The sequence below is a fragment of the Streptomyces griseoaurantiacus genome (assembly GCF_036189845.1).
Taxonomy (GTDB): domain Bacteria; phylum Actinomycetota; class Actinomycetes; order Streptomycetales; family Streptomycetaceae; genus Streptomyces; species Streptomyces griseoaurantiacus.
This window is the reverse complement of sequence record NZ_CP108326.1, coordinates 6,870,477-6,888,280: the sequence shown is the minus strand read 5'-3', so window position 1 is coordinate 6,888,280 and position 17,804 is coordinate 6,870,477. Positions and strand designations below refer to the sequence as shown.

Here is a 17,804-nt window from a genome sequence, read left to right as displayed (position 1 = left end):
CCCGGGCGTGCGGGGCCGTGATCCGGGTAGGTCGCACCCCATGCGGGTGAGTGTGCTGGATGTCGGGTCGAACACGGTGCGGCTGGTGGTCGCGGACGCGGTCGGCGGCATTCCGCTGCCCGTGCACACCGCGAAATGGCGGCTGCGGCTGTCCCAGCACGCCGAACCGGGCGGCCCCCTGCCCGAGGAGGCCGTGCGGCGGCTGGTCGGGGCGGTCGCCGCGGCCGACGCGACGGCACGGCGGTGGGGCGCCCCCGAACCGCTGGCCTTCGCGACCGCCGTCGTCCGGAGCGCGCCGAACCGCCAGGAGGTCCTGGACGCCGTGCGCGCCGGCACCGGGGTGCCGCTGTGCACGCTGCCCGGCGAGGTGGAGGGCGAGTTGACCTTCCTCGCGGCGCGGCGGTGGATGGGCTGGCGGTCGGGTCCGCTGGCGCTCCTCGACATCGGCGGCGGCACCCTGGAGGTGGCGTTCGGCCGGGGCCGGCTGCCCGACTTCGTGGCCTCGCTGCCGTTGGGGGCACGCCGGCTGACCCACGAGTTCTTCGAGGACGAGGAGGACCCGCCGTCCCCGGAGAGCGTGCGGGCGATGCGGCGCGCGATCCGCCACCGGCTGCGGGACGTGGCCGCGCGGATCCGCTGGGAGGGCCCGCGCACGGCGGTCGCGACCTCGCGCACCTTCCAGCAGCTCGCCCGGCTCTGCGGAGCCGCGCCGGGCCGGCACGGCCCCTTCGTGGAGCGGGAGCTGCGCCGCGGCGAGCTGCGCCGTCAGCTCGACCGCCTGGCCGTCCTCCCGGCGGCGGAACGCGCCCATCTGCCCGGCATCTCGGCGCCGCGCGCCCGGCAGAGTCTGGCGGGCGCGGTGATCGGCCACACGACGATGAAGCTGACCGGCATCAAGACCCTCACGGTGTCCCCCTGGGCGATCCGCGAGGGCATCCTCCTGCGTCATATCGAGGACGGCCCCGCCTGGTGGGCCGACCTCACCCGCACCCCGGCCGGCGGAAGCTGCCCCGCGCCCCGGACCCCCCTGCGCATGGCCGCGCGCGGCGCGCCGTAGGAGACAGGGCGCGGCGGGGGCGAAACAGGGTACCCGCACCTCATGAGCAACCGCCCGCGCACTTCCCGCACCGTCCAGGAAGGCCCCACCCTCCCCGCACCCCGCGGCCCTCTCTCCACCGCCGTCCTGCACCGCCTGCGCCACCCCGGCGTGCCGCACCCCGCGCCCGACACCGCCACCGCGGACCCCTACGGCGAGGACCTCCAGCTCGCCCTGTACACCTGCTACGAGCTGCACTACCGGGGCTTCGAGGGCGTGGACGCCGACCTGGAGTGGGATCCCGCCCTGCTCGGCCTGCGCGCCGCCCTCGAGGAGCGATTCCTCACCGCCCTGCGCGCCGACACTCCGGCCCACAAGACCCTCTCCGACGCGCTGGAGGACCTCCTCGTCGAGCCCGTGGACACCCCGGGCGCGCCCACCGCGACCGGCGTCTCCCACTTCCTGCGCGACGAGGGTGCCCCGGAGCACCTGCGCGAGTACGCGGCCCACCGCTCGCTGTACCACCTCAAGGAGGCCGACCCGCACGCGTGGGTGCTGCCCCGCCTGTGGGGCCGCGCCAAGGCGGCGATGGCGGCCGTGGAGTTCGACGAGTACGGCGGCGGCCGCCCCGAGCGCGTGCACGCCCGGCTGTTCGCCGACCTCATGACGGACCTGGGCCTGGACACGGGTTACGGCCACTACCTCGACGCCACGTGCGCCGAGATGCTCGCCAATGTGAACCTCATGTCCCTGTTCGGGCTGCACCGCGGCCTGCGCGGCGCCCTCGTCGGGCACTTCGCCACCGTCGAGATCACCTCCTCCCCCGGCTCCCGCCGCCTGGCGGAGGCGATGCGGCGCGCGGGCGCCGGGCCGGCCGCCCGGTTCTTCTACGACGAGCACGTCGAGGCGGACGCCGTGCACGAGCAGATCGTCCGCCGGGACGTCATCGGCGGCCTGCTGGAGCAGGAACCGGAGCTGGAGGAGGACGTCACCTTCGGCATCGACGCGACGGAGTACCTGGAGGGCCGCTTCGGTGAGCGCCTCCTGGCGGCCTGGCGGGCCGGCCGTTCCTCCCTGCGCACCCCTCTCCCACCGGCCCCCGAGGCCCTCGTCGGGGCCTCGCGGACAGGTCAAGATATTTGAGGAGATCGCGGGTACCCGGCATCCGTGAAACCTCTGGTTCTCCCGGGTGTCTACGCCCCGCAAGACGACACGGCCCTCCTGGCCGGTGCCTTGTCCGACGAGCCGCTCGCACCGGACGCCCTCGTACTCGACGTGGGCACCGGCTCGGGCGCCCTCGCCCTGGTCGCCGCACGCCGGGGCGCCCGTGTGACGGCGGTGGACGTGTCGCGTCGCGCGGTGTACGCGGCCCGTCTCAACGCCTGGCGGGCCGGTCTGAGGATCCGCGCGCTGCGCGGCAACCTGTTCACGCCGGTGGCCGGCGAGACCTTCGACCTGGTCCTGGCCAATCCCCCGTACGTCCCCACCCCGCACGGCCACCAGGAACCCCGGGGCCGGGCGCGGGCCTGGGACGCGGGCCACGACGGGCGTCTGGTCCTGGACCGCATCTGCGGGCAGGCACCGAAGCTGCTGCGGCCCGGTGGCGTGCTGCTCCTGGTGCACTCGGTGCTCAGCGGCCCCGAGCGGACCCTGGAGCAACTGCGCGCCGCCGGCCTGGCGCCGGAGGTCGCGGACCGCCGCTGGGTGGCCTTCGGGCCGGTGCTCAGGGAGCGGCGGGCCTGGCTGCGCGAGCGCGGCCTGCTGGCCGATGACCCGGCCATGGGCGAGAAGGAGGAGCTGGTGGTGATCCGTGCCGTACGACAGCGCTGACGGGCCGTGCCCGCAGGACGGCGGGGGCACCGCGTCCGGCGCCCCGCGCCGCATCACCATGGGCCGCACCGGGCCGATCCTGATGGAGGGCCCGGTGGAGGTCGAGACGGAGGACGGCACGGTGGTGTCCTCGGACCGCTTCCGGGTCGCCCTGTGCACCTGCCGGCGGAGCAGGCGCTTCCCCTGGTGCGACACCAGCCACCGCCGCCGCGCCCGCACGCCGGAGTGAGCCCGCCCGCGCGGACAGTCCCCCCATGCGGCGGAGGGGCCCACTGTCCCCCGCGCATGAATGCGGGGGCCGGCCGGCAACCCCACATTGCCCGACCGGCCCCCGTACGGGACCGCGTGACACCGTGACGGAGGTGCGTTACTCCCCAGTCACGAACCCCCGAACCACGCTCACGGGGTCACACGGTCCCGAGCTCCGCGGTGTCCTGCGCGACGGAACAGTCTCCGAGGCGGACACCGGCTCAAGGGACTAGAACGCGAAGACGGCGGGGCCGTACGCGTTCTTCACACACGGATTGGCGAAGCTCCGCTCGTAGGAGAGCCGCTTGCCGCGCCATACCCCCTCCACGGTGACCACCACCGGGTCGTACTCCTTCGTACAGAGGACACCGTCCCCCGGGCTGAGAGACGCCGGATCGCCGTCGACGGTTCTCAGTTCGGCGCAGGCCTCCGCCGGAGCCGGGTGCGTGCCCGAGGGGGTGGGCGCGCAACTCAGGGTGACGGCGCGCTCGGCGGTGGCGTCGGCCGCCCGCTCGCCGTGGCCCACGCTCAGCACCAGCGCCGTGGGCGCGTAGAGCGAGGCGGGGCCGGCGGGCGCGGCGTGGGCCGCCGCGGCGGGCAGCGCCAGGGGCCCGCAGACCGCGGCCGCGCTCAGGGTCAGGGCCGCTGTCCAGCGTGCGGGGCTCGGCATCGTGTGCATCCTTCCGCTCGATCGGACGACCGGGTGCGGCTCCGGGAGCGTGTGGGCCTCGGAGCCGGCCGGCCGGGTGCCGGTTCGGCGAGCGTGAGTCTGTCGAACGCCCATCGAAAACACACATCGGCCCCACACTTTTCAGTAACTTTGAGTATTGAATCAGTGGCGCGAAGTCACGCTGCTCGCACACGTGTCCCCCTCAACAGAGCCGCCGTAGGGTGTCGGGATCGCCAAGGTGGCGAGATTGCGGCGGTTGGTCAATCGGCCTGAAACATTCCGCTTCGACGGCGGAAAGAGAGGCGAGAGGTACGGATGACGCGGCACTGGGCGGACTTCCAGTACGAGATCTACCTCAACGGGATGACGGGAGCCGTGCCCCGGCTGCCCACCGATCTCACGCGGCTGGAGGAGATGGCCGAGCGGCGGCTCGGCCCCGGTCCGGTCGGCTACGTGGCGGGCAGCGCCGGGGACGGCAGCACGGCGCGGGCCAACCGCGCGGCGCTGGAGCGCCACCGGATCGTGCCCCGGATGCTGCGGGACGTGCACGAACGGGATCTCTCGGTCGAGGTGCTGGGCCGCCCGCTGCCCGCTCCGCTCGCGCTGGCCCCCGTCGGCGTGCTGTCGATCATGCACCCGGAGGCGGAGTCCGCGGCCGCCCGCGCCGCCACGGCCCTCGGGGTGCCGTTCACGCTGTCCTCGGCCTCCAGCACCCCGCTGGAGGAGGTCGCGAAGGCCTCCGGGGAGGGCGAGCGCTGGTTCCAGCTCTACTGGGCCAAGGACCGCGAGGTCACCCGGAGTTTCCTCCGGCGGGCGAAGGCCGCGGGCTTCACGGCGCTGTTCGTCACGCTGGACACCCCGCTGCTGGCCTGGCGGCCCCGCGACCTGGACCAGGCGTACCTGCCGTTCCTGCGCGGCGTGGGCACCGCCAACTACTTCACCGACCCGGCGTTCGCGGCGGGGCTCGCCAAGCCGGTGCACGAGGACCCCGACGCGGCCGTGCTGCACTTCGTGAACATGTTCGCCGACCCGGGCAAGACCTGGCCGGACCTGGCCTTCCTGCGGGAGAACTGGGACGGCCCGATCGTCCTCAAGGGCGTGCTGCACCCGGACGACGCCCGTCTCGCGGCCGAGGCCGGGATGGACGGCGTGGTCGTCTCCAACCACGGCGGCCGGCAGGTGGCCGGGTCCCTGGCGGCGGCCGACGCGCTGCCGGCCGTGGCCGCCGCGGTCGGGGACCGGCTGACGGTCCTGTTCGACAGCGGGATCCGCACGGGGGACGACGTGGTCAAGGCCCTGGCCCTGGGCGCCGAGGCGGTGCTGCTGGGCCGCCCGTACGCGTACGGACTGGGTCTGGACGGCCAGGCCGGGGTCGAGCACGTCCTGCGCTGCGTGCTGGCGGAACTGGACCTGACACTGGCCCTGTCGGGCCACGCCGGTGTCGGCACGCTGACCCGCGAGGTGCTGACCCAGGCGCCGCTGTAGGGCACGGGGGGCGAGGCGGGCGCGACCGGCCCGGCCCCCTTCGGCCCCGGCCTGTCCCGCGGGGACCACCGCCCCCCCGCACCCCTCGCTACCGGCCCCCGCTCCGCCGGGACCGGCCTCAGATCTGCCAGGAGCGCAGCCGGTCCGCCGCCGCGTACACGTCGGCCTTGCCCGCTATCAGTTCCCGTACGAGATCCACCAGCGCCCCGTAGGGCGGATCGATGCCGACCCCGCTGGCGAACATGTACGCCACGGCCGTCGCGCAGGCGAAGCGCGCGTTCGCGGACGGCAGGGGCTTGAGCAGGGCCAGCGTGTGCAGCAGGGCCGCCGCCCGCCACGCCGGGTCGGAGTCCACACCGAGCCGTGGCGGGTCGACGCGGTGCCGCGCGACCGCGGCGACCAGCGCCGAGAAGTCGTTGACGAGGGGTTGGTCCGGCAGCACCTCTTCATGGCGCTGGAGCAGCCAGGGCACATCGATATGGAGGTCCGGTGGCATCGGTCAGGCGTCCCGCCCCTCGCTTCCGCTGGGTGACTCGTCCTCGGGGAAGGCGGCGGCGAACTCCGCGGCGTGGGCGGTGAAGAAGCGGCGGAACGCCTCCGCGCCCTCCTGCAGTGCCCGGTGCCGGGCGATGTCGGCGGCTGCCGCCTCGCGCACGAGTGCCTTCATCGACGTACCGCGCTCCTTGGCGATCTGCCGGAGGTCCTCGAGCTCACGCTCGCTGAACTCCACATTCAACGCTGGCATGCGCTTACGGTACTCCGAAGGTACTTACCCGTAAATATCCGCTGGTAGGAGCGGGTGCATCCCGGTACCCGGTGCCCGGCGCCCACCCCCGCGAAGCCCTCGGACCGGTCGACCGGGTACGGAGGCGTGCGGCCGGGGCGGCCGCCACCGGTGGAGAGCCAGAAGAAGCCCGGAGAAGCCCTGCGAAGCCCTGCGAAGCCCGGAGAGGGAGGAGCCGCCGATCATGGACGAACGGGGTGCGCGCAGGTCTGCCATGCCCCCGTCAAGGGCCCTGCAAGGCTGATCCACAGCACAGGCTCTAACCTGGGTACGACGTGTGACGCCCCTGTTCACTCGGAGTGTGCGCAAGGAAGTGGCGAGGATGAGCCCGGAGTACCCGCACGACGACGCCGCCACGGCGCGGGCGGTCGTCGACGACGCCGGCACGCTGCGGGAATGGAACGAGGGCGCACGGCGCCTGCTCGGCCACACGGCCGAGGAGGTCGTGGGACGCCCCGCCGCCGCCCTCCTGGCCGACCCCGCCGCCCCGCTCCTCCCCGCGCCCCTCCCCCACCGCCTCGACGGCGTCCTGGAGCTGCGCCACCGGGACGGGCACACCGTCTCCGTGTGGGTCCTCGCCCACCACCGCCCGGCCGGCGAGGACGGCCCCGGCCACTGGCTGGTGGTGACACCGCTCGAGGACACCGCGCCGCTCCCCGAGGACGACCCGCTGGCCCGGACGGCGCTGGCCCAGTCCCCGTGCGCCACCGCCGTCTACGACGAACGGCTGCGGCTGCGCCGGTTCAACCCGGCGATGTCCCGGACGATGGGCGTGCCGGAGGACCGTGTGCGGGGACTGCGCCCCTCCGAGATCGGCGGCCGCCGGGAGAGCGACCAGATCGAGCGGGACATGTTCCGCGTCCTCACCACCGGCCGCGCCGAGGACATCCGCACCCTCGTCTCCCCCGACGTGGCCGGGCGGGACAGCGCCTGGCTCTTCCGGGTGGCCCCGGTGACCGACGACGGGGGCCTCGTGCGGGGCGTGTGCCTGACGATGCACGACTTCACCGAGGAGCACCTGGCCCGCAAGCGGCTGCAGCTCGTCAACGAGGCGAGCGTGCGCATCGGCACCACCCTCGACGTGGCCCGCACCGCCCAGGAACTGGCGGAGGTCTGCGTGCCGACGCTCGCCGACTTCGTCAGCATCGACCTGCTGGACCCACCGGAGGACGGCAGCGACCCCTCCCCCGTCTCCCTCACCCTGCCGGTCGTGCTGCGCCGCGTCGCGCACCGCTCGGTGACGCCGGACGTGCCGGAGGTGGTCGCGACCCCCGGCGGCACCCGGCGCTATCCGCCCTCCTCCCCGCAGGCCACGTGCCTGACCACCGGGGACACCGTCCTGGCCGGGGACCCCACGGCCACCCTCACCGAGTGGCTCGGCGAGAGCCGGGAGCGGGCGGAGTGGGTCCGCGCGCTCGGCATCCACTCCTCGATGTCGGTGCCGATCCAGGCCCGCGGCAGCACCCTCGGGGTCGCCGTCCTCAGCCGCTTCCACCGGCCCGAGGCGTTCACCCCGGACGACGTGCTGCTGGCCGAGGAGGTCACCGCGCGGGCCGCCGTGTGCATCGACAACGCCCGCCGGTACTCCAGGGAGCGGGAGACCGCCCTGGCCCTGCAGCGCAGTCTGCTGCCCCAGCGGCTGCCCCGGACGGCGGCGGTGGAGGCGGCCTCCCGCTATCTCCCGGCCGCCCGGGCCGGGGTCGGCGGCGACTGGTTCGACGTGATCCCGCTGTCCGGGATGCGGGTCGCCATGGTCGTCGGCGATGTCGTCGGGCACGGCATCCGCGCCTCGGCCACGATGGGCCGGCTGCGCACCGCGGTCCGCACCCTGGCGGACATCGACCTGGCCCCCGACGAGCTGCTGACCCACCTCGACGACCTGGTGCTGCGGCTGTCCGTGGAGAGCGGACAGGACGGCACGACCGGGGAGGTCGGGGCGACCTGTCTGTACGCGGTGTACGACCCGGTCTCGCGGCGGTGCACGATGGCCCGCGCCGGGCATCCGCCACCGGTGATGGTGCCGCCCGGGGGCGGGCCCGCCCGCAGCATCGACCTGCCGGCCGGGCCACCGCTGGGTCTCGGCGGACTGCCCTTCGAGGCGGTCCAGGTCGAGCTGCCCGAGGGCACGGTGCTGGGGCTGTACACCGACGGCCTGGTGGAGAGCCGGGAGCGGGACCCGGAGACGAGTCAGCGGCTGCTGTGCGAGGCGCTGCCCCCGCCGCCGGGGCCCGAGGCGGCGTCCCCCGACGCCGTGGCCGACTCGCTCGACGCGGCGTGCGACCGGGTGCTGCACGCGCTCCTGCCGGCCGGCGGGGCCGCCGACGACGTGGCGCTGCTGCTGGCCCGCACCCGGGGGCTGCCCGCCGCGCAGGTCGCCACCTGGGACATCCCGGCGGACCCCTCGCTGGTCGCGGCGATCCGCAAGCAGGTGGTGGGGCAGCTCGAACGCTGGCGGCTGACGGAGACGGCGTTCACGGCGGAACTGGTGGTGAGCGAACTCGTCACCAACGCGATCCGCTACGGGGAGCGGCCGATCCGGCTGCGGCTGATCCACGACGCCGCCATCCTGATCTGCGAGGTCTCGGACGCCAGTCCGACGGCACCGCATCTGCGGCGCGCCAAGACCTACGACGAGGGCGGGCGGGGGTTGCTCCTGGTGGCCCAGCTCACCCAGCGCTGGGGCACCCGGCACACCCCGGACGGCAAGACGATCTGGGCGGAGATGGCACTGCTGGAAGGGTGGTGACCCCTCCGCCGAGAGGGTGAGGCGCCGGCGGGCCCGCCCGCGGGCCGCGCCGGGGCGGACGGGTCGTGGCAGGTCACACGGTGCCGCGTGACGGATGAGGGCGCCCGAAGCGGGAAAATGGGGGGCGTGCGGGCAGACCCGCGCCCCACCGCCGCCGGAGGCCGTCCCTGAACACCCCGCTCGCCGAAACGCTGTCCGTCCTCCTTCTCGCCGCCGTCCTCGCCTGTGCGGTGGCCAGGCCGTTCAACTGGCCGGAGGCGGTCGTCGCCGTACCCGCCGCCGCCCTGGCCGTCGCCACCGGGGCCCTCTCCCCGCGGCACGCCGCGGACGAGATCTCCCACCTCGCGCCCGTCGTCGGCTTCCTCGCCGCCGTCCTCGTCCTCGCCCGCTTCTGCGACGAGGAGGGCCTGTTCCGCGCCTGCGGCGCGTGGACCGCGCGCTGGGCGGCGGGCCGGCCCGGCCGGCTGCTCACGGCCGTCTTCGCGCTCGCCTCCGCGATCACCGCGGCGCTGAGCCTGGACGCCACCGTGGTGCTGCTCACCCCCGTGGTCTTCGCTACCGCCGCCCACATGGGTGTGCGCCCCAAACCGCACGTCTACGCCTGCACCCATCTGTCCAACACGGCCTCGCTGCTGCTGCCGGTCTCCAACCTCACCAACCTGCTCGCGTTCACCGCCGCCGGGATCGGCTTCGTCCGCTTCGGCGCACTGATGGCGCTGCCCTGGTTGGTGGCGATCGCCGCCGAGTACGCCGTCTTCCGGCGCTTCTTCCGCCGGGACCTCGGGACGGCCGCCGCGGACGGCGCGAACGGCGGGGAGCCACCGCCGATGCCGATGTTCGCGCTGCTCACCGTGGCCGGCACGCTGGCCGGCTTCGTCGTGGCGTCCGTCCTCGGCATCGACCCGGCGTGGTCGGCACTGGCGGGAGCGCTCCTGTTGTCCGTGCGCGCGCTGGTGCGCCGGCGCACGACCCCGCTCACCGTGGTGCGGGCGGCGGCTCCGGGTTTCCTCGCCTTCGTGCTCGCGCTGGGCGTGGTCGTACGGGCCGTGGTCGACAACGGGCTCGCCGACGCGCTGGGGCATCTGCTGCCGGACGGCTCCGGCTGGGCGGCGTTGCTCGGTGTGGCGGCCCTGGCCGCGCTGCTGGCCAACGTGATCAACAACCTGCCCGCGGTCCTGGTGCTGCTGCCGCTGGTGGCCCCGGGCGGCACCGGACCCGTGCTGGCCGTGCTGCTCGGCGTCAACATCGGCCCGAACCTCACCTACGCCGGTTCGCTGGCGACCCTGTTGTGGCGGCGCATCCTGCACCAGCACGACCACGGAGTCGACCTCGGCGAGTTCACCCGGCTCGGGCTGCTCACCGTGCCCGCGGCGCTGGTGCCGGCGACGACGGCGCTGTGGCTGTCGCTCCGGTGGTTCGGCGGCTGAGGCCGGGGCTCAGCGGTCCCCGGGCGTGCCCTCGGCGCCCCAGTTGACGGACTGCGTGCGCGGGGTGCCCTCGGGGTCGGCCTGCCAGCGCTGCTCCGCCCCGCCCTTCGCGCGGGGCTTCAGCACGAGAGCGGTGCCCTGGCCGGGCGCGGCCCCGGGGGCGGCCGGGGCGAGGGCCAGGTCCTGGTCCCGGCGCGGCACGAGGCCGCCCTGCGGGGTGAAGTCGTACCGGACGTCCCCGGCCCGGGGCGCGGAGCCGTCGGGACACGGGGCGAGGACGACCGAGTAGCCGAGGCGGGAGTCGAGGCAGAGCGAGGGTCCGGCGAGGCTGCGCAGGCGGCCGTCGTCCTCGTAGGCCCAGCGCTGGGTGCGGGCGGAGCCGCAGTCGGCGAGGACCGCCTCGGCGCCGGGCACGGCCTTCCCGCCGTGCACGTCGAGGCAGAGCCCGTCGCCCGCGTTGCGCAGCCGGCCCCGGAAGGTGCCCCCGGTGCCGCCGGAGGCGTCGGCGGCCGTCCCGGCCCAGGGCGGCGGGGAGGACTCCGTGTCCCCGGACTCCTCCGTCGTGCCGCCCGCTCCCCCGCCGGTTCCCAGCACCGTCCAGGCGAGCAGCGGGACGAGGACGCAGGCCCCCACCAGGCCGATCACGAGGAGCGGTTCGCGATGTCCGGCCGGCGTCTTCCCGAAACGGTGCGCCCCCACGCCGAGCGGGCCGCGCCACGCGCCGGCGGGAGCGCGGCGCCGCGACCGGTGCCGGGCGGGCGCGGCCACGGCGGGCGCGGCCACGGCCGTGGCGTCCGCGGGCGCCCGCGGCGCCGGTGTGTCCCCGTTGGCCGTCCCCTCCCCCGGCGGGCCCTCCGCCGGGTCCCGTTCGGCGGGGGTGTGCCGGGCGGGGCGGCGGGGGCGGGGTGCGGTGGTGCGGAGGCGGTCGGCGAGGGCGCGCACGGTGGCGGCGGCCGTGCGCGCCCGTGTACGCGGGCGGGGAACGGTGGGTCCCGGCACCGCTTCGGGGGCCGTGAAGTCCATGCGCGTGTCGATCGCGCTCGGCACCCTGGGGGGCGCCGGCTCGGGTTCCCGGGGGCCCCGGGTGTCGAGGTAGGCGCGTGCGGCCCAGCCGAGGACCCCCTCGGTGAGCAGGACGGGCAGCCGTTGGTCGAAGCCGTCGAGCTGCTCCGCGGCGCCCCGGCAGTGCGCGCAGCCGTCCATGTGGAAGAGCAGGTCGGGGTCGAGGACCCGGTCCCCGCGCCGCAGGGCGACGTCGAGCAGCCGGGCGAAGCGCCGGCAGTCGTCCCGGGGGGCGGTCTCCCGGTGGATCTCCAGGCAGGCGTCCCGCAGCCGGGCCCTGGCCCGGGCGAGCCGCACCGGGACGTCGCCCGTGTCGATACCGAGGAGCGCGGCGGGCACCTCGGCCTCCTCGCGTTCCACCTCCATGTGCCACAGCAGGCACCGCGCGGGTTCGGCGAGCCGCTGGAAGGCGGCGGACACGAGCCGCCTGTTCCCGGGCGGCCGCAGCCGGGCCGCCGCACCGCCGGTCCCGGAGCGCAGGTCGGGGTGGAGCATGTCGCGCCGGTGGTCGGCCGCCCACTCCTCCGCGATCCGGCCGACGGTGACCAGCAGGGCCGGCCGCCACGCCGCCGAGGGTCCGCCCTGCCGCCCCGTGTTCTCGAACAGGCGGGTGAAGGCGGCGGTGGTGAGCATTCCGGCGGGGTGGGCCCCAGTCACGCACAGGCGCGCGTAGGTGTACACGGCCTCTCCGTGCCGGGCGAGCAGTTCCTCGACCGGCCGGTGGACGGGACCTTCACCGCCGGACTTCTTGAGCTCGGCGGCGAGTTCCGCGTCGGGCACCTCGCGCGGCACGCCGGGCCCGGGGGAATGCGGCACGGCCCCGTCGTTCACGTTCACTTTCCTCCACAGCCCCTGGGCGCGAGACCAGGTACGGACCGATGACGCTTCGCCCGGCCGACCGTCTCGCGGGGAGCGCTCGCATCCGTCCGCGTTTTTCGCCCTCTCGAACGCGCGATCACGACCGCTTTTCCCGAGGGGGAAGGGAACGGCGTACCGGGCGCGTCCGGCGGAATGGGAATTGTCCGCACGTCGGCGCCCCACACCTTCGCACACGGCGGCGAGCAGTAACAAGACAGGGGCTCATTTTACCGGGGCCGAGCCCCTCCCCCTGAACTCCGAGTTGGTTGACTTATTGTCAACAGCGCGGTCCGTACGGGGCGATTGACCGAATCGGACGCGCCATATCGTGCCTTGTCGACAGGAATTCAGGGAGTCGGCGGAACGTCACCGGAACGTTTCGCGAAAAGGCGCCGGTGTCCTCGCGAAGTGGACCCGAGGAGTGCGCCTGTGACCGTGCGCACGCTCTTCTCACCCGCTTCTTCCCGTGCTCCCCCGCCCGGGCGGCTGCGGGAGCAGGTCCAGCACTCCTTCCCAGCCGAAGACCGGCCGGTCCGTGCCGCCGGTCGCGCCGTACGGGTCGGCGAACCGCACCCCCATCCCGCGCAGCCGCCGCAGACTTGCCGCGTAGGCGGGGTGGGCGGCCAGCGCCTCGCCCACGCAGGGCAGCACACCGATGGGGACGCCGAGCCCGTACGCCTCGTTGAGCGTGCCGAGGGCGAGGGTGTCGGAGATGCCGGCCGCCCATTTGTTGAGCGTGTTGAAGGTGGCCGGGGCGACGGCCACGGCGTCCGGCGGCGGGAAGGGGCGCGGTTCGCCCGGCAGCCGCCAGGCGGACCGGATCACGCGTCCGGTGCGCGCCTCGACGGCGGCGGTGTCGAAGAAGCCCAGGGCGAGGGGGGTCGCGAGGACGCCGACCTCCCAGTCGCGCTCCTGCGCCGCGGCGATGAGCTCCGCCACGCCGGAGGCGACTCCGGCGGCGCACACGACGACGTAGAGGAAGGGCTTCCCGGGGCCGGCGGCCTGTGCAGTCACCCGGGAACCCTACTCATCCGCTCAGCCGCGGCTCACCCCGCGTCGCCGCCCGGGACGCCGCGCACCGCCACGGCGCCGACCGGGCAGGCCCGGGCGGCCTCCCGGACCAGGGGGTCGCCGCCGCCGTCGCGTCGGCCGGGCAGCACGGTGCCGTAGCCCTCGTCGTCCTGGGTGAAGACGCGGGGCGCGGTCAGCGCGCACTGGCCGGCGCCGATGCACACGTCGTGGTCGATGCTGACGTGCAGCGTGCCCTCGTTCGTCATGGGTGCCTCCTCACCAGGCCACGGGGAGTTCGACCATCCCCTGGATGGTGTCTCCCGGCTTGTGCGGGATCTCCTCCGGGGGCGCGGCGAGCCGCAGCCCGGGGAACCTCTCCAGGAGCGAGCGCAGGGCGATCTCCAGTTCGGCGCGGGCGAGGTTCTGCCCGAGGCACTGATGGATGCCGAAACCGAAGGCGAGGTGGCCGCGGGCCGAGCGGTGCCAGTCGAGGGAGTCGCCGCCGGGGAAGGCGTCCGCGTCCCGGTTGACGACGGCGTTGGAGAACACCACGCCCTCGCCGGCCCGGATCGTCTCCCCCGCGGCCTCGACGTCCTCGGTGGCGACCCGGGTGAGCCCGTCGACGATGGACAGGAAGCGCAGCAGTTCCTCGACGGCCGCGGGGACGAGCCCGGGGTCGGCGCGCAGCTCGGCCAGGCGGGCGGGGTTCCGCAGCAGGGTGAACGTCCCGAGGGAGAGCATGTTGGCGGTCGTCTCGTGCCCGGCGATGAGCAGCAGCACCGACAGCGAGACGAGGTCCTCCCGGTCGATCTCGCCGCTCTCCAGCCGCTCGGCGACGAGTTCGTCGAGGATGCCCTCGCCCGGTTCCTCGCGCTTGCGGTCGATGAGCGCGCCGAGGTAGGCGTCGAGCCGGTCGCGGGCGTCCTCGACGTCGGCCGCGGCGGGGCCGCGCAGCAGTCTGCGGGACTGCTCCTCGAAGAACTCGTGATCGGCGTAGGGGACGCCGAGCAGGGCGCAGATCACGGTCGAGGGCAGTGGCAGCGCGTAGGCGCTCACCAGATCGACGGGGGATCCGGCCGCCGCCATGCGGTCGAGCAGCCGGTCGACGGTCTCCTGGATGCGCGGGCGCAGCGCGGTGGCCCGTTTGAGGGTGAAGTGCGCGAGGAGCATGCGGCGCTGGGTGCGGTGTTCGGGGTCGTCCACGCCGAGGAGCGGGAAGCGGCGCCTGCGGCGGACGGTCGCGATGCGCGCGTTGAGCATCGGGAAGTCCGGCCGGGTGCGGTCGGCGGAGAGCCGGGGGTCGGCGAGCAGGGCCCGCGCGGTGGCGTGGCCGGTGACCAGCCAGACGGGGCGGCCGTCGTAGAGGGTGACGCGGGCCAGCGGCCGCTGCTCGCGCAGGGGGGCGTAGCCGGCGGGCGGATGGTAGGGGCACGTGCGGTCCTGGGGGAAGCGGACCCGTACGTCCTGGGAAGCGTCGAGGGGTGCTGCCTCGTGGGCAGTGGAGTGCGTCATGAAGGAACCTCGCATGCGAAGACTCGCCCTTGCCGTGCGTCGGGGGGACGCCCGTTCATTGGATGCCTGAGGCGACCATCAGGTCACCGGAAAGTTCGGCCAGACCACCCGGCCGGCGGGAACTGGCCGAAGCCGCACGGGTGAAAGGGCGTACGGCGGACGGGTGCGCGGGCCGAACGGGCGGACGCGTTCACCCGCCGATACCGGGTAGTCCCGGGTCATGAGCAGCACCGCCCGGACCGTCGCCGTGTGGGGGGCCGCCCCGATGCCCTTCGGGCGGTCCTTCCGCGATCAGACCCTGCGCATGGTCGTCCGCCCCACCGCCTCGGGGAGCCGGGCGCGGCTGCGGCTGTCCCATCTGTACGGCACCGGGGAACTGACCGTGGGCGCGCTCTCCGTGGCGGTGGAGGGGGCCCGGCCGAGGCCCGTCACCGTCGGCGGGTCGCCGAAGGCGATGCTCGGCCCTGGCCGGGAAGTGCTCACCGACGTGCTGCCCGTCGAGGTGGAAGGCGGCCGGGACCTGACGGTGAGCCTGTATCTGCCGGACGCCACCGGGCCCACGACCCACCACCGGGACGCCTTCGCCACCACGCACCTCTCACCGCCGCGCTCCGGCGATCTCACCCTCGCGCCCGGGCTCGACGGGTTCACCGAGCCGGGGTTGCGCTCCTGGTACGTGCTGGCCGGGCTGACCGTCGTCCCCGCCGGGGCGGAGGGGACCCTGGTGGCCTTCGGCGACTCGATCACGGACGGCGCGCACTCCACCGTCGACGCCAACCGGCGCTGGCCCGACCTGCTGCGTCCGGACGGGCTCGCGGTCGTCAACGCCGGGATCGGGGGCAACCGGCTGCTCTCCGACTGGACCGACCCGGCGGGGGTGCGGCGGTTCGGGCGGGACGTGCTCGGGCAGCCGGGCGTGCGCACGGCGGTCGTCCTCCTCGGCGTCAACGACCTGCTCGGCGGGCGGGAACCGGAGGGCACGGCGGTGACGGCCGAGGAGCTGCTGGAGGGGTACCGGCAGTTGGCACGGGCGGCCCGGGCGGCCCGGATACGGGTGGTGGGCTGCACCCTGCCGCCGACGCGGGAGCTGGACCGGGCACGGGACGCGGTACGCCGGGAGGTGAACGGACGGCTGCGGGCGGGCGGGGTGTTCGACGCCGTGGCCGACGTGGACACGGCCCTGCGGGACCCGCGGGACACGGGGCGGCTGCACCCCGCGTACGACAGCGGGGACGGTCTGCACCCGAACGACGCCGGCATGGCCGCGCTCGCCCGCGCGGTGGCCCCGCACGTCCGGCGGTGCCCCGGGGCCGGCCCCGCCGCTCCGCGTGGCGGGCGGAACAACCACGTCCGCGATCATGTTGAATCGTGACACCTACGAGGAACGGAGACCCATGCCTCTTGAGGGTGAGTACGAGCCCAGTCCGACGCAGTGGGTGCGCGAACAGGTCGAGTTGTACGAGAGCTCCGGCGGTACCGAGGGCACGACGCTCGGGGACACGGGCCTGCCCGTCATCATCCTGACCACCCGCGGCGCCCGCAGCGGCAAGCTCCGCAAGACCCCGCTGATGCGCGTGGAGCACGAGGGCCGCTACGCCGTCGTCGCCTCCCTCGGCGGTGCCCCCAAGCATCCCGTCTGGTACCACAACGTCCTCGCGGACCCCCGTGTGACGCTGCAGGACGGCCCGGTCCGGCAGGACATGACGGCCCGGGAGCTCACGGGCGAGGAGAAGGCCGAGTGGTGGGAGCGCGCGGTCGCCGCGTATCCCGCGTACGCCGACTACCAGAAGAAGACGGACCGGGAGATCCCGGTGTTCGTGCTGGAGCGCGACGGAGGCCACTGACTCTCCGGTCGCCACGCGGACGGCGGTGCTACGCCCCCCGGCGGAGCGCCGCCATCTGCTGTTCCAGCGGGGCGAGCCCCACGTCCGTGCGGCGCTCGTCGACGGTCTCGGGGCAGCGCACCGGGTACGGCCGCAGCGTCACGGGGTTGACGCGGGTCCCGTAGAACTGCGGTTCGCCCCGGGCCACCGCGCAGTGGTCGGCGATGTAGGCGAGGTGCACGGCGGGGCAGTGGCCGTCGGCGGCGGCCTCGGCGACCAGGTCGCGGCAGCGGAGCTGGAAGGCCAGGTCGGGGGCGTGCAGCAGGATCATCAGGGCCGCGGTCGAGGCGGGTTCGCCGACCAGTCGCCCGGTGGGCCAGCCGTGCCGGTCGACGATCGTCCGCAGTGCCTCGGTGTTCTCGGCGCGGCAGCGGGCGAGCCGGTGCCGGGCGAGGGCGCCGGGGTCGCCCTGGGCCCGGCGCATCAGGTCCCGCTCCTCCGCCGCACGGCGCAGGAGCTCGCGTCCCGCGGCGGCCGTCGCCGCCGGGAGCGCCCAGGCCACGGCACTGGTCATGGCGTCCCCTCCGGCGCGGCGGGGCGCGCGAGGGTGAACCAGACCCGTTTGCCGGGCTTCCCCGGCTCGGCCGGGGCGATGCCCCACGCGTCGGCGAGCACGCTGACGATGGCCAGGCCCCGCCCGGACTCGGCGCCGTCGTCGACCGTGCGCGGCAGGGGCGGCACGGGCGAGGGGTCGGCGACCATGACGCGTACGGCGCCGCGGATCAGTTCCACCGTGAGGGTGACGGTGTCGTGGACGCGAATACCCGTGTGGGTGACGGCGTTGGCGAAGAGCTCATCGGTGGCGAGGACCACGGAGTCGCTCAGGTCCTCGGGCAGGGCGAGCCGGGCGAGGTGTTCGGTCACCCTGCGGCGTACCTGCGCGGCACGGGAGGCGTGGGCGGGAACCGTGAAGCGCAGCGGGCTGTCGCCGGGCGGGTGCGGCCGCGTGGGGGCCATGGGTTTCACGGGGGGCGACGCGGCGGAGGCGCGTAGCGGGGCGGCGGCCGCGTCCGGCAGGGCCGGGGGCGGCAGGGGCCGCCGTTGCCGGGGCTTCTCCGGGCCGCCGTCGGGGGCCTCGCGCGGTGCGCCCGCGCGTGGCACGAATAAGGCGCGGGCGCGGTCGGGCGCTCCCGGTGCGGGGGCCGGCTGTTCGCCGGCCGCCGCGGAGGTCCGGGCCGAGCTCCTCGGTTGTCCGTCGGTCACGGTGGCCATCCAGGTCTCGCCTCACGGTCGCGTGCGCCGCACCGGTCC

18 protein-coding genes are annotated in these 17,804 nt (G+C 75.0%); 9 read left to right on the top strand and 9 right to left on the bottom strand.

Features of this window, described 5'->3' with window-relative positions; all coding sequences use genetic code 11:
• Positions 1–40 precede the first annotated feature (40 nt).
• The 4 genes from OHB09_RS30290 to OHB09_RS30275 are packed head-to-tail and all read left to right on the top strand — an operon-like array spanning position 41 to position 3,095.
• Positions 41–1,057 carry a Ppx/GppA phosphatase family protein gene (locus OHB09_RS30290; RefSeq protein WP_093598163.1) on the top strand — a complete coding sequence of 339 codons (1,017 nt, stop codon included), beginning with the start codon at positions 41–43 and terminating at the stop codon, positions 1,055–1,057.
• A 42-nt stretch (positions 1,058–1,099) separates the two neighbouring features.
• On the top strand, positions 1,100–2,179 hold the full coding sequence (locus tag OHB09_RS30285; protein ID WP_328922851.1) for an iron-containing redox enzyme family protein: 1,080 nt from the start codon (positions 1,100–1,102) through the stop codon (positions 2,177–2,179).
• Between the two features lie 24 nt (positions 2,180–2,203).
• Positions 2,204–2,866, top strand: a complete 663-nt coding sequence (locus OHB09_RS30280) for a HemK2/MTQ2 family protein methyltransferase (RefSeq protein WP_328922850.1) — start codon at positions 2,204–2,206, stop codon at positions 2,864–2,866.
• A gap of 58 nt (positions 2,867–2,924) precedes the next feature.
• On the top strand, positions 2,925–3,095 hold the full coding sequence (locus OHB09_RS30275; RefSeq protein ID WP_093598255.1) for a CDGSH iron-sulfur domain-containing protein: 171 nt from the start codon (positions 2,925–2,927) through the stop codon (positions 3,093–3,095).
• 249 nt (positions 3,096–3,344) lie between these two features.
• Here OHB09_RS30275 and OHB09_RS30270 read toward each other — a convergent pair whose 3' ends face one another.
• The gene (locus OHB09_RS30270) at positions 3,345–3,785 is read right to left on the bottom strand and encodes a subtilase-type protease inhibitor (RefSeq protein ID WP_006139239.1); all 441 of its coding nucleotides are present in this window, start codon (positions 3,783–3,785) and stop codon (positions 3,345–3,347) included.
• Positions 3,786–4,100: 315 nt separating this feature from the next.
• Between OHB09_RS30270 and OHB09_RS30265 the strand changes: the two genes are divergently transcribed.
• A complete protein-coding gene (locus tag OHB09_RS30265; protein ID WP_191853552.1) occupies positions 4,101–5,270 on the top strand; it encodes a lactate 2-monooxygenase in 1,170 nt (389 codons plus the stop codon).
• 118 nt (positions 5,271–5,388) lie between these two features.
• Here OHB09_RS30265 and OHB09_RS30260 read toward each other — a convergent pair whose 3' ends face one another.
• Together OHB09_RS30260 and OHB09_RS30255 are read right to left on the bottom strand one after the other, a co-directional pair.
• On the bottom strand, positions 5,389–5,766 hold the full coding sequence (locus OHB09_RS30260; RefSeq protein ID WP_093598153.1) for a toxin Doc: 378 nt from the start codon (positions 5,764–5,766) through the stop codon (positions 5,389–5,391).
• Between the two features lie 3 nt (positions 5,767–5,769).
• A complete protein-coding gene (locus OHB09_RS30255) occupies positions 5,770–6,015 on the bottom strand; it encodes a hypothetical protein (RefSeq protein WP_040894565.1) in 246 nt (81 codons plus the stop codon).
• Between the two features lie 361 nt (positions 6,016–6,376).
• Between OHB09_RS30255 and OHB09_RS30250 the strand changes: the two genes are divergently transcribed.
• Positions 6,377–8,800 (top strand): ATP-binding SpoIIE family protein phosphatase, encoded by a 2,424-nt coding sequence (locus OHB09_RS30250; protein WP_006139243.1) that lies wholly within the window; start codon positions 6,377–6,379, stop codon positions 8,798–8,800.
• A 167-nt stretch (positions 8,801–8,967) separates the two neighbouring features.
• Entirely contained in the window at positions 8,968–10,227 is a 1,260-nt protein-coding gene (locus OHB09_RS30245) for an arsenic transporter (RefSeq protein ID WP_093598147.1), read from the top strand.
• A gap of 9 nt (positions 10,228–10,236) precedes the next feature.
• On the opposite strand, the gene OHB09_RS30240 is transcribed toward OHB09_RS30245, so the two are convergent.
• From OHB09_RS30240 to OHB09_RS30225, 4 genes are all read right to left on the bottom strand, one after another.
• Complete coding sequence (locus OHB09_RS30240; protein WP_328922849.1) at positions 10,237–12,120, bottom strand: RICIN domain-containing protein; 1,884 nt, start codon at positions 12,118–12,120, stop codon at positions 10,237–10,239.
• Between the two features lie 477 nt (positions 12,121–12,597).
• Positions 12,598–13,161, bottom strand: a complete 564-nt coding sequence (locus OHB09_RS30235) for a flavoprotein (protein WP_328922848.1) — start codon at positions 13,159–13,161, stop codon at positions 12,598–12,600.
• A 32-nt stretch (positions 13,162–13,193) separates the two neighbouring features.
• Positions 13,194–13,424: a ferredoxin gene (locus tag OHB09_RS30230; protein ID WP_371787810.1), complete on the bottom strand. Its 231-nt coding sequence runs from the start codon at positions 13,422–13,424 to the stop codon at positions 13,194–13,196.
• 10 nt (positions 13,425–13,434) lie between these two features.
• Positions 13,435–14,670, bottom strand: coding sequence for a cytochrome P450 (locus OHB09_RS30225; RefSeq protein ID WP_006139248.1), 1,236 nt, complete (start codon positions 14,668–14,670; stop codon positions 13,435–13,437).
• A gap of 220 nt (positions 14,671–14,890) precedes the next feature.
• Between OHB09_RS30225 and OHB09_RS30220 the strand changes: the two genes are divergently transcribed.
• Entirely contained in the window at positions 14,891–16,042 is a 1,152-nt protein-coding gene (locus OHB09_RS30220; protein WP_191853548.1) for a GDSL-type esterase/lipase family protein, read from the top strand.
• Between the two features lie 22 nt (positions 16,043–16,064).
• Complete coding sequence (locus tag OHB09_RS30215) at positions 16,065–16,514, top strand: nitroreductase family deazaflavin-dependent oxidoreductase (RefSeq protein ID WP_006139250.1); 450 nt, start codon at positions 16,065–16,067, stop codon at positions 16,512–16,514.
• A gap of 28 nt (positions 16,515–16,542) precedes the next feature.
• On the opposite strand, the gene OHB09_RS30210 is transcribed toward OHB09_RS30215, so the two are convergent.
• Positions 16,543–17,067 carry a DUF6624 domain-containing protein gene (locus tag OHB09_RS30210; protein ID WP_191853546.1) on the bottom strand — a complete coding sequence of 175 codons (525 nt, stop codon included), beginning with the start codon at positions 17,065–17,067 and terminating at the stop codon, positions 16,543–16,545.
• On the bottom strand, positions 17,064–17,510 hold the full coding sequence (locus OHB09_RS30205) for an ATP-binding protein (RefSeq protein WP_191853544.1): 447 nt from the start codon (positions 17,508–17,510) through the stop codon (positions 17,064–17,066). Before OHB09_RS30205 ends, OHB09_RS30210 begins: the two co-directional genes overlap by 4 nt.
• Between the last annotated feature and the right edge of the window lie 294 nt (positions 17,511–17,804).